Source organism: Streptomyces sp. AN091965, from assembly GCF_022698285.1.
GTDB lineage: Bacteria > Actinomycetota > Actinomycetes > Streptomycetales > Streptomycetaceae > Streptomyces.
Genome location: NZ_JALDMY010000001.1, coordinates 551,268 through 564,531, shown reverse-complemented (window position 1 = coordinate 564,531; position 13,264 = coordinate 551,268). Strand labels below are relative to the sequence as shown.

At 71.7% G+C, this 13,264-nt stretch carries 11 protein-coding genes and 1 pseudogene; 6 read left to right on the top strand and 6 right to left on the bottom strand.

The window, feature by feature from the left end; all coding sequences use genetic code 11:
* Positions 1-23: 23 nt before the first annotated feature.
* On the bottom strand, positions 24-5,270 hold the full coding sequence (locus MQV74_RS02150) for a type I polyketide synthase (RefSeq protein WP_278194068.1): 5,247 nt from the start codon (positions 5,268-5,270) through the stop codon (positions 24-26).
* A gap of 13 nt (positions 5,271-5,283) precedes the next feature.
* Entirely contained in the window at positions 5,284-5,517 is a 234-nt protein-coding gene (locus MQV74_RS02145) for a DUF5988 family protein (protein ID WP_242714281.1), read from the bottom strand.
* 746 nt (positions 5,518-6,263) lie between these two features.
* Here MQV74_RS02145 and MQV74_RS41325 point away from each other — a divergent pair.
* Positions 6,264-6,770 (top strand): annotated as a pseudogene (locus MQV74_RS41325) (alpha/beta fold hydrolase); the annotation flags it as partial.
* 201 nt (positions 6,771-6,971) lie between these two features.
* Here MQV74_RS41325 and MQV74_RS41320 read toward each other — a convergent pair.
* Positions 6,972-7,352 (bottom strand): RNA polymerase sigma factor, encoded by a 381-nt coding sequence (locus MQV74_RS41320; RefSeq protein ID WP_374120569.1) that lies wholly within the window; start codon positions 7,350-7,352, stop codon positions 6,972-6,974.
* A gap of 454 nt (positions 7,353-7,806) precedes the next feature.
* On the opposite strand from MQV74_RS41320, the gene MQV74_RS02130 reads away from it, so the two are divergent.
* The gene (locus MQV74_RS02130) at positions 7,807-8,001 is read left to right on the top strand and encodes a hypothetical protein (protein ID WP_308402223.1); all 195 of its coding nucleotides are present in this window, start codon (positions 7,807-7,809) and stop codon (positions 7,999-8,001) included.
* A gap of 119 nt (positions 8,002-8,120) precedes the next feature.
* Entirely contained in the window at positions 8,121-8,297 is a 177-nt protein-coding gene (locus tag MQV74_RS02125) for an alpha/beta fold hydrolase (RefSeq protein WP_242714279.1), read from the top strand.
* A 304-nt stretch (positions 8,298-8,601) separates the two neighbouring features.
* Here MQV74_RS02125 and MQV74_RS02120 read toward each other — a convergent pair whose 3' ends face one another.
* On the bottom strand, positions 8,602-9,063 hold the full coding sequence (locus MQV74_RS02120) for an ATP-binding protein (protein WP_242714278.1): 462 nt from the start codon (positions 9,061-9,063) through the stop codon (positions 8,602-8,604).
* A 271-nt stretch (positions 9,064-9,334) separates the two neighbouring features.
* On the opposite strand from MQV74_RS02120, the gene MQV74_RS02115 reads away from it, so the two are divergent.
* Both MQV74_RS02115 and MQV74_RS02110 read left to right on the top strand, forming a co-directional pair.
* Positions 9,335-10,201 carry a helix-turn-helix domain-containing protein gene (locus MQV74_RS02115; protein ID WP_242714277.1) on the top strand — a complete coding sequence of 289 codons (867 nt, stop codon included), beginning with the start codon at positions 9,335-9,337 and terminating at the stop codon, positions 10,199-10,201.
* Positions 10,194-10,376: an SAM-dependent methyltransferase gene (locus MQV74_RS02110; protein WP_242714276.1), complete on the top strand. Its 183-nt coding sequence runs from the start codon at positions 10,194-10,196 to the stop codon at positions 10,374-10,376. The genes MQV74_RS02115 and MQV74_RS02110 overlap by 8 nt, the downstream gene beginning before the upstream one ends.
* A gap of 322 nt (positions 10,377-10,698) precedes the next feature.
* Here MQV74_RS02110 and MQV74_RS02105 read toward each other — a convergent pair whose 3' ends face one another.
* The gene (locus tag MQV74_RS02105) at positions 10,699-11,163 is read right to left on the bottom strand and encodes an NUDIX hydrolase (RefSeq protein ID WP_242728482.1); all 465 of its coding nucleotides are present in this window, start codon (positions 11,161-11,163) and stop codon (positions 10,699-10,701) included.
* 352 nt (positions 11,164-11,515) lie between these two features.
* On the opposite strand from MQV74_RS02105, the gene MQV74_RS02100 reads away from it, so the two are divergent.
* On the top strand, positions 11,516-11,995 hold the full coding sequence (locus tag MQV74_RS02100) for a hypothetical protein (RefSeq protein WP_242714275.1): 480 nt from the start codon (positions 11,516-11,518) through the stop codon (positions 11,993-11,995).
* Positions 11,996-12,029: 34 nt separating this feature from the next.
* On the opposite strand, the gene MQV74_RS02095 is transcribed toward MQV74_RS02100, so the two are convergent.
* Positions 12,030-13,226 (bottom strand): cation:proton antiporter, encoded by a 1,197-nt coding sequence (locus tag MQV74_RS02095; RefSeq protein ID WP_242714274.1) that lies wholly within the window; start codon positions 13,224-13,226, stop codon positions 12,030-12,032.
* Between the last annotated feature and the right edge of the window lie 38 nt (positions 13,227-13,264).

Sequence of the window (13,264 nt, the reverse complement as noted above, 5' to 3'; positions counted from 1 at the left end):
CTCTGTGCGGAGCACGGGCACAGTCACGGCTGAACCGGGAGGGACGCGGGACGGCGGAGTCCCATGTGCTCCAAGATCCAGTCGGTCAGGGCGGCAGCGGTGGGTTTGACCCAGATGACGCCCGGCTTGATGTCGATCCTCAGGGCGCGGTGCAGGCGTTGTTGGAGCTGCACGGCGCCCAGGGAGTCGAGGCCGAGGATGACCATGCTGGTGTGCGGTCCGATGTGGCGGCTGGTCCCCCCGAGCAGGTCACGGACGGTGTCGATGATGAAGGTTTCCAGGATCTCGTGGCGGGCTGGATCGCTGGTGGCCGCGAGCAGTCCCTCGCGTACCGGCGCGTCGGCGTGGCCGCCCGGGGCATCGGTGAGCACCTCGGTCAGGAGCGTGGAGGAGCGCACCGCCGGATAGAGTGCCGTCCACCGCGCGAGGTCGATCGGAGAGTAGGCGATCTGCCGGTGGCCTTCGGTGAGGATCCGCTGCAGGGCGTCCATGCCGTCCTCGGGCGAGATCATCACGAATCCCTGCCGGGCGAGGTGCTGGCCGCGGCCGACCTGGCTGAAGGCGCCCCAGTGGATCCCGGTGGCCGGCAGCCCCTGGGCCAAGCGGTGGGTGACCAGGCCGTCGAGGAAGGCATTGGCGGCGGCATAGGCGCCCTGCCCGGGAGAGCCGACGAGGGAGGCCAGGGAGGAGTACACGACGAAGAAGTCGAGCTCCCTCTGGACGGTGGCCTCGTGCAGTGCCCAGGCGCCTTCCGCCTTGCCGCGCCATACGCGTTCCAGGAGGTCGCTGTGGAGGTTCGCCAGTGTGGCGTCCTCCACGACGCCCGCGGCGTGGACGACCCCGCGCAGGGGCACGTCCCCGTCCGTGGCGGCCGCCAGGGCGCGGTCGATGGTGTCGTGTGCGGCGATGTCACCGAGCACAACAGGGATGTCGGTGCCGGTGAGCGCGCGCAGTTCATCCAGTGCTTCGGCGGCGGCAGGGGAGGGGGCGCCGCGGCCGCAGACGACGACGCGGCGCGCCCCCTGCTCGGCCAGCCGGCGCACGGTCAGCAGCCCCAGGCCGCCGAGGCCGCCGGTGACCGCGTAGCTGCCGTCTGGCCGCACGAGTGGCACCAGGCCGTCGGCGACGGGGCCGGGGCCGGGGCGTACGCGGGCAAGGCTGCGGATGCCCCGGCTCCAGGCGATCTCGCACAGGGGTTGATCAGCGAGCAGGTCGGGCAGCGCCCTCTCCAGCGGGGTGTCGCCGGATACCTCGATGCTGCTGGCCCGCAGCTGGGGGTACTCGAAAGCGGCGACGCGTAGCAGCCCGCGGACACCCGCGGGGTGCAGCGCGCCCTCGCCGCGCCACACGAGCCAGAGCCGGGGTGGATTCTCGCGTGTGGCCAGCTGCCGCAGAACCGCCAGGGTGCCGCGTACGGCCTCTTGTGCGGTCCGGGGGTGGTCAGCGCCGCCGTGAGGGTCCAGGGCGAGCAGTACATGAGTACGGGGTGCCTCGCCGGGGTCGTCGAGAGCCTTCTTGAGCAGCCGGGCGTCGAGTGGTTCGCCGCGGGGGTGGAGGAGTTGTCGGGCGTCCGCGGTCTTCGCGCCGAGCAGGGCGGTCAGTCTCAGGGGCCAGTGTGCGTTGTCGGGCGTGATGGTCAGCCACCTTTGGGCACAGCCGTCCGTGGTTTCCGTGCGCGGCGTGGGAACCCACTCGAGGTGGGACAGCCGGGAGGCGTAACGCTGCTGGGGCGGCGTGATGTTGGCCAGCCGCACACCGCGCACTTCTGCCACCACGGCGCCCCCGCTGGTGGCAAGGAGCGCGGAGAAGACACACCCGAGGTCATCGGCGTGCTGGAGGTCGACGCGAGCCAGACGGGTGTGCCCGCTCGGGCCGTACACGCGGATCTCCTCGATGCCGGCGACCACCACGGGGCCCGGGGTGAGGGCGCAGCGCTTGAGCCAGGCGGCCACCCCGGTCTGCACCACCTGATCGGCCAGCGCCGGGTGCAGGCGCATGGCCGCGGCCGAAACGCGGGCCTGATCGGCGATGCGCAGCCGCGAAACCGCACATGCGGCATCGGGGGCCACCTGGATGCGGTCGATGGCGCTGAAGGCGGGGCCGTGCATGACGTTGTGCCGCTCGCGCAGATACGCGTACAGGTCACCGGGGGCGGTATCGGTCCACTCCGCTGTGGTGAGCGAATCCGTGTCCACCGAGGGCGGGGGCTCGGCGTCGGTGAGGGCGCGGACCGAGGCACGCGCGTGGACCAGGGTTCCCTCGCGGCAGTGGGTGAGGACGTCGCTGTCGGCACAGGCGCCGCGCCGGACGAGCCGGGTGGTGACCCGTGGTTCCGGGGCCAGCACCAGGGGCGCCTCGATGCTCAGGCCGCTCACGCAGACCCGGTCGGTGCCGTAGGTCTCGCTCGCGGCGGCCAGCAGCATCTCGGCGAAGCCGGTGCCGGGCAGGACGGGCACGTCGGCCACTTGATGGTCGCCGAGCCAGGGCAGCCGAAGAGGGCTGAGGGGGGTCTGCCACAGGTGCCGCCCGGGCTGGTCGGGGTCCTCCGTGTGGCCGCCGAGCAGCGGGTGTTGGGATGCGGCCGGCAACAGCGGTGCGACCAGAGCGTACGGCTGCCGGTCACCGCCATGGCGGGTACGGTGCCAGGCCGTCACCGGCACATCGGCCAGTGCGCCGTGCCGGTAGCGGCTGGCGAAGTCGATTCCGTCGAACCCCGAGCAGTGCAGCGTGGCGAGGTGGGTGAGGAACGCTTCGCGGTCCTCGGTCCCCTGGCACAGCGTGCCCACTGCCACCGCGTCGTGGATGCCGGCGGCGCGGGCGGCATCCACGACGGGGCGCACCGCGAGCGGGTGGGCGGTGCATTCGATGAACAGCCGGTGCCCGGCCTCCAACGCGGCTGTGACGGCGGTGTGGAAGCGCACGGTGCCGCGCTGGTTGCGCACCCAGTACCCGGCATCCAGCGGCCCCGGGCGACGGGGATCCTCACTGACGGTGGAGAAGAACTCTCCGTCCGGGTGGGCGGCGGGGACGTCGGCCAGGACCTGGTGCAATCGATCCAGGATCGGGTCGACCTGAGGGGAATGCGAGGCGACATCGACCTTGATCATCCTGGCTACGGTCCCCGCGGCTGTCCATGCCTCGACCAGGGCTGTGACCTGGGCGGCGTCGCCGCTGATCACGGTCGTGTCCGGGGCGGTGAGCACTGCGAGCGACACCCCGTCGGCGCGGGCGTCCTCGATCGCCTGCCGGGTCCGGTCGGCGCCGAGCATGACCGATGCCATCGCGCCGCCGGAGATCGTGGCGAGCAGCGCGGACCGACGGCAGATGACCTTCACTCCGTCCCCGGGGCTGAGGACACCGGCAACGACCGCCGCGGCCACCTCGCCCAGCGACTGGCCGATCACCGCGGCGGGCTCGATGCCCCACGAGCGCCACAGCCGGGCGAGGGCGACCTGGACGGCGAAGAGCACCGGCTGGACCCGGTCGATGCCCGTCAGCTGCTCCGCACTGGTGAGCGTCCCGGCCAGGGAGAACCCGGCCTCTGTGCGGATCAGGGGCTCCAGTCCGTCCACGGCCCGGGCGAACACCGGCTCATCGGCCAGCAGCTCGCGGCACATCCCCGGCCGCTGCGATCCCTGTCCGGTGAAGACGAACACCGGTCCCGCATGCCCCGGCGGCAGCAGCGGCACCCCGCTGACCACCCCGGCCGCCGGTTCGCCGGTGGCAACCGCCCGCGCACGGGCGAGCAGTTCCGCCCGATCACGGGCGACCACACCGAGGCGGTGATCCGCGTGCGAACGGCGCACCGCCAGCGTGTGGGCCACATCCCCCAGGGGGACAGCCGAGCCGTCCCCCTCCAGCCACTCCGACAGGCCAGCGGCGGCCGCCGACAGCGACTGCGGTGAGGCGCCGGACACCAGGAACAGGCCCGCCTCCCCTTCGGGACGCTCCGCACGTCGGGGGCGGCGCCGGGGCGCGGGAGCCGCTTCCAACACGACGTGGGCGTTGGTGCCGGTCACGCCATAGGAGCACACCGCCGCCAGTCTGCCCCGCCCCGGCACCGGCCACCGGACCAGACCGGTCGGAACGAACAGCCGGGAGGGCTCCTCCCGGTCAATCGCCGGATTCCACTCCCTGAAGTGGAGATTGGGCGGAATGCTGCCCCGGCGCAGGCACTCCACCGTCTTGATGATTCCGGCAATACCGGAAACCGGCTCACTGTGCCCGATGTTCGTCTTGACGGACCCCAGCGCACACCGGCCCCGGCCCTTGCCGTACACCGCGTTGACCGAGGTGTACTCGACCGGGTCACCCACCGCCGTGCCCGGACCGTGCGCCTCCACCAGCCCCACCTCGCCCGGATCGATCCCGGACCGCTCCACCGCTCGCCGGAAAACCCGCTGCTGCATCTCGGTCGAGGGCGCGGTGAGGCGACTCGCCTGCCCGTCGTTGTTGACCGCGCTGCCGCGGATCACAGCCAGCACCCGGTCCCCGTCCCTGTGCGCGTCTCCCAGCCGCTTCAGCACCAGCACTCCCGCGCCCTCGCCGCGCACATAACCGTCCGCGCGGGCGTCGAACGCGTGGCAGGCTCCCTGCCCGGAGAGCAGCAGCGGCGCCTCCAAGTAGTGCGTCTCGGGGGCGAGCATCAGCAGCACCGCCCCGGCAAGGGCCGTATCGCACTCGCCCAGCGTCAGCGCCCCGCACGCGGTATCCAGCGCCACCAGCCCGGAGGAGCAGTGCGTACTGACCACTATCACCGGCCCCCGCAGATCCATCGCGAACGCCACCCGGCCCGCCGCGCTCGCCGTGAAGTTCCCGAACAAATAGGGGCTGTTGGGGGCGTCCGTCACCGGCCGCGCCTCACGGAACAGGTTGTCCGGCGCGTAGGTGCCCATGTAGACGCCGGTGCTCGTCCCGCGCAGACGTCCCACCGGGATCCCTGCGTGCTCCACCGCCTCCCACGCCACCTCCGTCAGCACACGGAACTGCGGATCCACCCACTCCTGCTCGGCCGGAGCCACCGACAGCGCCGCAGGGTCCCACGCCCACACATCGCCGTCGAGGAAGCAGCCCCTGGCCGCCGGAGCCTCAAGATCGGGGTTGTGCAGGGCCGCCAGCCGCGCCGCGTCCCAGCGGCCCGCGGGGACCGGACCCACTGTGGAGCGGCTTGCGGCCGCCAGCCGCCACAGTCCCCCCGGGGTCCGCACTCCGCCCGGGAACCGGCACCCCATCCCGACCACCGCGATCGGCTCCGCACCCGATGCTGACATGGTGCTACCCCGCCTACTCGGCGATCGCCGTGCTGTACACGAAGCGGAAGACCGGCACCTGCTGGCCCTGCACCAGTTCCTTCTCACCGGTGGGCTCGAAACGTTGATGCCGCCCGTAGAAGGCCACGACGACGCGTGACGCGTCCTCGGCCGTGCCCTCCGGCAGCCGGTACAGCCTCGGAAGCTCTGGCGGGCCACCCACCAGCACGACCAACTGCTCCCGGCCGCTTGCCACCCCACTGGTCATTTCCACGTCTCCACTCGCAGCACCGGACCGGAATCGCACGGAGGGGAATAGCAGAATGCTTTCTCCCTACTGGTAGTTGGATCCGCACAGGCATCTCCGACAACCCGCGCGGAAGGGGGCGCGGGAGGCGCTGTGGTCGTCAGCACATGACAGAGACATATCCCGCACTCGCATGTGTTTCCCTGCGCCGGGCCGGAAGGCCGGAGCAGGCCCGCGCCCAGGACCTGCCCGGCGACCGGAGGGCCGCCGCCCTACCCTGCGGGCCGGAGCCGGGAGGAGCGGACCGACGAGAACCGACGCATGACGATCGAGTAAACCCCGCGGGGTGCGCAGTTCGCTGCCACGAGACCTGGATCTGGCCCCGCCGCTGTGCTCCGTGGCAGAGGCGATCCCCCGGGACCGTCGAATGACAGCGGGGGGGCGGAATCGACCGATTACGCCCCCAACACATCGACCCAATGAACCGAACCCGAGGTATCGGGGCAGCTCGAAGAACGCACCGAGGAACTTGAAGCTGCCCGAGCCGCGCATCGTGAGCTCACCCGGGCCCCGACCCCCGACATCCCTTCGCGTAGGTGTCAGGCCTGACGTCTGTAGCGCCGGGCAGCGGCGTCAGGGTTGACGTTCAACACGACAGCGATCTCCTGCTAGTTGGCGCCCGGCGGCCCGGTCGGCGGTGACCGCCTCAGCGAGCACGGCGTGTGCCCGCGCCACCAGCTGCATCGCGGCGACGGTGCGGGGGGGAGATGGGGCCTTGCGCCGTCCTGGCCCGTGGGGGGGGGAGCGGCATCTGGTCTCCGCCCTGGAAACCGGCCTTGTTCTTTAACCTTTGGTGGAGCCTCAGCGGCCCCGGTGGGTTCTCCGCGATGACCTTGATAGAAACGCAGGGCTTCGCGTCGATGAGCGACGGGGCGCAATTACGTTGGATGGCGCTGGGGGACACGACTTGGCGGCCGCCCGTGGTCATGCTCCGTGGCGGTCCGGGTTTGCCGGATTACCTGGGCGATGTCGCGCCCATGATCGCGGACCTCGCACCCGTGTACCGGTACGACCAGCGTGGCACCGGCCAATCCCCGTGGCGGGGCCGCCATTCCCTCGCCCGGCATGTCGACGACCTCGCCCAGCTGCTCGACGCATGGGCGGCGCCCAAGGCCGTACTAATTGGACATTCCTACGGCACCGACCTGACGAGCCGGTTCTGCCTGGCGCACTCTGAACGGATTGCCGGAATGCTGCTGATGTGCGGGCCGTTCGTCGGTGACTGGCGAACCGCGGACCGAGTGGAGCGCGACCGCCGCATGTCCGCAGCGCAGCAGGAGCGGCTGGTCGGGCCGCATGGACGTCGGGCCGGGACAGTTGGTGGGACAGCGTCTCCTGGCCTGGTGCAGCCGCACGACGAACGCTGCCCTCGAACACCCCGCCACCTGAGCCGCGTCAGCGGGTGTGAGGCCGTCCTAGGTGGTGAGCAGCAAGGCCTCGCGATCGTTGGCTGGCAGGGTCGCCAACGCGCGGTACGCGTGGACGCGGTCGAGGGCTCCTTCTTCCGCGGACTTCTCCATCGCCTCACGCCACGCGGCCGTCAGGAGCTCCTGGGCATGGTCAGCCTGCTCGATCCGGCGCAAATGGTTGGCGAGCTGGTGCCGAGCGATGGTGTACAGCCAGGGCACCGGCTTGTCCTTCGCGCGGAGTTGACCCAGATTCCGCGAGGCCTTGACGAAGACGTCCGCACACACGTCCTCGACCTGATCTTCCGCCGGGAGCCTGCGGCGCAGGTAACGCAGGATCTGAGGGCGGTACGCCCGGTGCAACTCCGCGCATCGCTGCTGTCGGTCCATGCGTCGCCCTTCAAGGGGTGCGGCAGTCTCACTCTGTATGACACGTGAGAGCGCTGCGGATTACAGCCGCGTGGACAATCCCTGTCCGACCTTTGGGCCGTGGCCGGTCACGCTGCCTTGGCCGAGCCGCCGTCGGCCTCGCGCGGGCGCGGCCCCGCAGGGACGGCCCCTCGGTCAGCGGCCCCCGGGTTGGGCGCCCGTATCACCGCGAAGGTCCCCGTCGCGGACGCCTCGGATACGCGCGCCCGGTCCTGGCGACCCTGTCCGTACTGCCCCCTTCGAGATCGCACATCCTGCGACTGCCGCGACGTCTCCCGTTGCCGGGGGCTCCCTGTACGCACAAGGCCACCTTTCCTTCCTGGTTGCCGCTCATCTCCCAGTAGATCTGGTTGTCGTCGCTGACATCGAGGAGGCCGCTGATCTGTGCCCACGGGACGGCTGCACGAAAATCGTCGTGAGCGGCAAGAGCGGTGGCTTGGGCGCGGATGTCATCGGCTGCCTCTCCGACGGCCGCGAGCTCGTCGTCCAGTACGAGGACACGCCGCGCCGCAGTGTGTCCTCGCACGACATGCGGAAGTTCGTCGGCACCGCCCGCCTGGAGCACGGTGCGGACGTCGCCCTGTTCGTTCACCACCTGCCGCCCGTCTGACGGTACGCCGCCCAGGGCAGGGGCCGTGGCTCGCGCGCGCCCGCGCCCCCGTCGGTCTGCTGAGGCCCGATGGCGCCCGCCTGGCCCTGTACCTCCACGGAGCGCGTGACCCCGACCTGGTGCTCGTCCTGGCCCACGGCTGGCAGGCGACCTCCGCCAGCTGGGACGAGACCGTGGAGCAACCGGCCGGGCCCACGGCCCTCGTGGTGCGCTACGACCAGCGCGGACAGGGCAGTTCCACCACGGGCACCGCCCGCCCGACGCTGTCCCTGCCCTGGCGCGGTTGGTCGGCCTGATGCGGCACAGTCAGGCACTGATGCGCCACGATGGCACCGAACTGGACGCCCTCACCCGCCCGTCCCCTCGCACCGCCTGGCCGAGCAACTGCCCGCCGCCCGGCCCCACATCGTCCCGCGTGGCTGCCGTCGGTTGCCTGCACGGCACTCGTCATCCGTCGTCTCCGTGGCCGAGTTGACCCGTGAGGAAGCCCTGCCGTACGAGGTCGGCAGCTCGCCGTCCGCCGCTGGGCCTGATGGCACTGGGACCGGTACGGGGGCGACGGCGGTTCACGCGCCGCTCGCGTGTGTGATCGCGCCCCGGTTACCGCGGCCCGGCGGCCCGGGCGGGGTCGCGCTGAGCCCCCGCCCTGACGGGGCGGCCCTGCGCCGGGGGGAGATCCAGGCGGGCCCAGACGGCCTTGCGGTCCGCGGCGCGGCCCCAGCCCAGGTGCGTGGCGAACGCTTCGACGAGTTCCAGGCCGCGCCCGCTGACGTCGTGAGGAGTCGACGCGCGCCGCACCGGCAGCTGTCTGCTGGTGTCCGTGACCGTGATGACCACGGACTCGCCCCGCAGCTGGAGGCGCAGATTGTGGGGCGTGCTGTGGCGCAGGGCGTTGCTGACCAGCTCGGTCGTGATGAGGGCGGCGGCGTCGATGACCTCGGCGTGGCCGCTCCGGCCGCTGAGCCAGCGTTCCAGGACGGCGACGGTGTAGCGGCGGGCGAACGGCGCCGCGCTCGGTTCGTTGCCGAGCGGCAGCACCGCGTCGGGGGGATCGGAGCTCATCCGCGCGGACCTCCCGGAACGAGGGCTCCCGGCCCGGGGCGTATCGACGGGCGAGGTGAGGCGGCGGTGCGGGGGAAGAGCATGATCAACCTCAGGGTTGGCGCTGCTGTCCGTGCCGTGCAGGTCCTGTGCGGCACGCAAAGAGGGGCCGAACGGGGGCAGACACAGTATCCACCATGCGTGTGATGCACACGCATGGCAATCTGGAGGCGCCAGCCCCCGCCGAACCGCGGCGGAAAACCAGCCACTGACCAGGGACGAGGAGGTGCCCGTGGCTCAGGCGCCGCGCGCGAGCCCGACGATCGCCCACCGCGTGCTCGCCCGCTGTCTGCAGCGCGTGCGCGTCGAGCAGGCACGGCTCAGCCCCGCGCAGGCCGCCCTGCTCGTGGGCACCACCCACATGACGATCCGCCGCATCGAGAACGCGGCCACCAGCATCAACACCGTCCAGATCGAGCAGCTGCTCCAGGCGTACGGTGTCCGGGGCGACGCCCTGCGCACCCTCCTTGAGCAGGCCCGTCAGGCCGCCGAACCCGGCTGGTGGCACCACCGCTACCGCCCGGTCATGAGCTCGGCGTACCAGCACTGGATCGCGCTGGAGAGCGCCGCCTCCGCCATCCGCCTGTGGGCACCGGGGCACGTGCCGGGCCTGCTGCAGATCCCGGCCTACACCGCGGCCCTGCACCGCGCGCTGCACCCCGATGCGCCGCCCGCGCACACCGACCTGGCCGTGGAACTCGTCCACGAGCGGCAGCAGCGCCAGCGGCAGCGCGGCGCCCGCCTGTGGACCGTCCTGTCCGCCGCCGCCCTGCACCCCGTCATCGGGGGACCGGGCGTGCGCCGCGCCCAGCACCAGGCACTCGAAGCGGGTCTGGCCGAACCACGCACCGCCCTCCAGGTCCTGCCCCTGGACAGCGCGCCGTACCCGCTCCTCGGAGCGCCGCCCGTACGGCATCTGCGCGTGGACGCAGACATCCCCGACCACGTCGTGGAACACCGGCCCTTCGCCACCACCATCACCGACGACGAGAACACCGTCGCCCGCTGGCGCCAGGCCCTGGACGGCACCGCGGCCGCCGCCACCTGGCCGACCACCCTCGCCCCGCACCTGCCCCCGGAGGAGGCACCCCATGGCTGACCCGCGGACCGTCCCCGCGCCAGTTCCCCCTCAGGGCCGCACCTCGTACCTGGGCGCCGACATGCGCGACACCGGCCGCATCCTGCAACAGGCCCCCGCCGCCCTCGACTTCGTCCGACCGGTCGCCCCGGCCCTGTCCGATGCCTCGGCGTTGCCGAGGGGCCGAGCGCCGTAGGCAGGACCCGTTACGTCAACTCGTGTCAGACGGCGGGGATTGTGCACGAGTGGCCTCCCGCAGGTCTGACAGCGAGGCGTCCCTGGAAGCTGTGAGCCGCTCCTCGGTGCACCGCAGCGAGGAGCGGTGGGCAGAGGCAGTACGGAGTGAGGCGGAGCCAAGGGATCGCGGTCTGCGACACCGATTCCTTGAAGCTCTCTTGCGTCTGGACCCTTGCGCGTGCGGGTATTTCTTCGGCGCCTGGATGGAGCAGCTGCCCGTTGTTCGACGGGGAGTTGTGGCTCAGCGAGCCCTCGGATCTGCTGTGCGGAACGTGATGAAATCAGCCAGTTCGACGGTCCTTGTTCATCGTGGTCCACTGGGGCTCGATGTGGCCCACCCATGCGTCTTGGTCGTCAGCCAGAGGCTCCTTCAGCGGGAGCGGGAGGAATCGGCAGGCGAAGACAAGACCGGCGTCCTCTCCCTCGCTGTGGACGCGGTGGTGCCACGCGTCGCGGGTGTCGGCGGGGACCCGGAGGTAGAAGAAGCTCGTTCGTCGTGGCTGCCCCGTGTCGGGGTGGGGCTTGTCCTCCACCGCGATCTGCCGGACGACGGTGACGGCCAGCAGACCGGTCTCTTCGGCGACCTCTCGAAGGACCGCTTCCTCCGGACTTTCGCCTGCTGTGACTCCTCCCGCCGGAACCTGGGTACCGGCCTCGGCCATGTCGACATGGTCGAAGACCAGCAGTTCGGGGGTGATGCGATGCCGGATCACGTACGCGGCCACACGGATTCTGGGTGGGGTCATCCCGGGATTGTCCGTCACCGAAGGCTCCTGTGGTTCTCCCGCACGGCAATCCGTGCGGAATCGCCGAACTGCGCGGCATGCCCTCTACGTGGTGGCCGCTCCGCTCTACCCCCTCCTGAGGCGGCTGCTGCCGCACCAGGTCACTACCACCGAGCAGCTGGGACGCGCGATGATCGCCGTTGCCGCTGCCGGAGCGTCCGAGCCTCACCGGGGTCCTCGGGGGATCAACGACCTCGCGCGCATCGGCCCGAGCGCCTGAGCGGTCGCGGGAGGAGCGCTGTGGCGGTGGCGGGAAGTGTGACCTAGCGTCGATGGCATCACTCGGCATCATGAGCAGGAGGGCCGCTCGCGCATGGCTGTCCATCGGGTTGTCACTCTCGCCTTCCGCGATCCCGAGCAGTGCCGGGTCGCCTACGCCGATGCCCTGCGGCTGCCGGGGCTGCGCCAGGTCGCGGTCCTCGAACGGGCGACGGACGGCACGCTGGACGTTCCGCTCGGCGAGAACACGGAGGCGGGTGAGGCGACGGTCGGCGCCGGTGCGGTGGGCGGGCTGCTCGGCCTTGCCGCCGGTCCGCTGGGCGCCCTGCTCGGGGCCACGGCGGGCGCCGCGCTCGGCAGCACGCTGGAGGCGCAGCGCGAGGGGGAGGAGTACGCCGCGATGATCCTGCTCAGCGCGGACGTGGAGGACGGCACGAGCCTGCTCGTCCTGGACGTCAAGGAGGCGACCGAGGAGCCGGTCGACGAGCTGGCGGCCCGCTACGGCACGGCGGCCCGGCGCGAGGACGCGAAGGACTTCGCCGCCCGCGCCCGTACCGCGTGGAAGAACGCCTGATCCCCGCCCCTCCCGGTGGGCCGCCCCAGGGGCGTCACGGGGTCGGCTGCGGGGCGCGCGCGAACCTGCGGGCGACGGGTTCTTGAGTGATGCCGTGCAGCGCGACGCTCAGCAGGACCGTCGTGCACATCACGTTGATGATGAAGGCGCTGTCGTCCGGTGGCAGTTGGATGTAGGCCAGCAGGGCGAAGACGATGGACGTGACGCCGCGTGAGCCGAGCCAGGCGATCGCCCAGCGTTCGGTGCGGGGCAGGTCGGTGACCGCCAGCGAGGCCATCACGGGCACCAGGCGGGCCACGGTCAGGGCGAGCAGCCCGTACAGGACGACGCGTGCGGAGACGCCGCCGGCGAACGCGTCGGTGGCCATCTTGCCCAGGGTGAACCACACGGCCAGGGCCATGAGCTCCGAGACCTCGTGCACGAGGCCGAGGTTGTCCGCGGCGACCGCGTGGGCGGTGGTGGCGTACCACAGGCCGGTGACGAAGGCCGCGACGAAGCCGTTGCCGCCCGCGGTGGTGGCGACGGCGTAGGCGAGGAACGGCAGGGCGAGGCTCGCCGTGCGCAGCGCGGCGGGACGGGCCCAGCCCTCGTCCCGCGCCCGCCGGACGAGCCAGGCGGCCCCCGCTCCCAGCAGGCTGCCGACGACGACGGCGAGGAGCGCGCCCTTGACGACGCTCCAGAGCAGCTCCGCGAACGTACTGCCGTGCGCGGTGGCCAGGTTCGCCACGCAGAACAGGAAGAGGGGGGAGATGAGTCCGTCGTTGAAGCCGCCCTCGATGTTCAGCGCCGCCCGCACCCGCAGCGGGACCCGCGCGTCGCGCAGGAATCCGGCGATCGGCGCGAGGTCGACGGGCATGACGACGAGTGCGGCCACCGCCAGGAGCCACCAGCTGGTGCCGGGGAGGACGAGGGCGCCGAGGAGGGTGGCCAGGGCGACGGAGGCGGGCAGCGCGATGCCGAGCAGCCGGCCTTCGCCGACGGACCTGCCGAGGCGTTCGTACTCGCGGGCCTCGGTGGCGTCCATGAACAGCATCACGGCCAGCACGATCTCGACGGCCACCTCGAAGCTGTGCGCCTCCAGGTCGAACGGCACGGCCGGGTGCGGGCCACGGGTGAGGACGATGCCTGCCACGACGAAGGCGATCGGCGCGGTGATGCTCCACCGGGCCAGCCGATGCGAGACGAGGGACCAGAGGAACAGCAGCGACAGCACAACGATGAAAGCCGGCACGACAACCCGCAGCAGAGGACGTGGGGGACTCCCGTGAA

What these genes read in the sequence shown, in the direction of transcription:
- MQV74_RS02120 (WP_242714278.1), bottom strand. Translation starts at nt 9,063, where the DNA reads ATGAGCTCCGATCCCCCCGACGCGGTGCTGCCGCTCGGCAACGAACCG.
- MQV74_RS02110 (WP_242714276.1), top strand. Translation starts at nt 10,194, where the DNA reads ATGGCTGACCCGCGGACCGTCCCCGCGCCAGTTCCCCCTCAGGGCCGC.
- MQV74_RS02100 (WP_242714275.1), top strand. Translation starts at nt 11,516, where the DNA reads ATGGCTGTCCATCGGGTTGTCACTCTCGCCTTCCGCGATCCCGAGCAG.
- MQV74_RS02150 (WP_278194068.1), bottom strand. Translation starts at nt 5,270, where the DNA reads ATGTCAGCATCGGGTGCGGAGCCGATCGCGGTGGTCGGGATGGGGTGC.
- MQV74_RS41320 (WP_374120569.1), bottom strand. Translation starts at nt 7,352, where the DNA reads ATGGACCGACAGCAGCGATGCGCGGAGTTGCACCGGGCGTACCGCCCT.
- MQV74_RS02105 (WP_242728482.1), bottom strand. Translation starts at nt 11,163, where the DNA reads ATGACCCCACCCAGAATCCGTGTGGCCGCGTACGTGATCCGGCATCGC.
- MQV74_RS02145 (WP_242714281.1), bottom strand. Translation starts at nt 5,517, where the DNA reads ATGACCAGTGGGGTGGCAAGCGGCCGGGAGCAGTTGGTCGTGCTGGTG.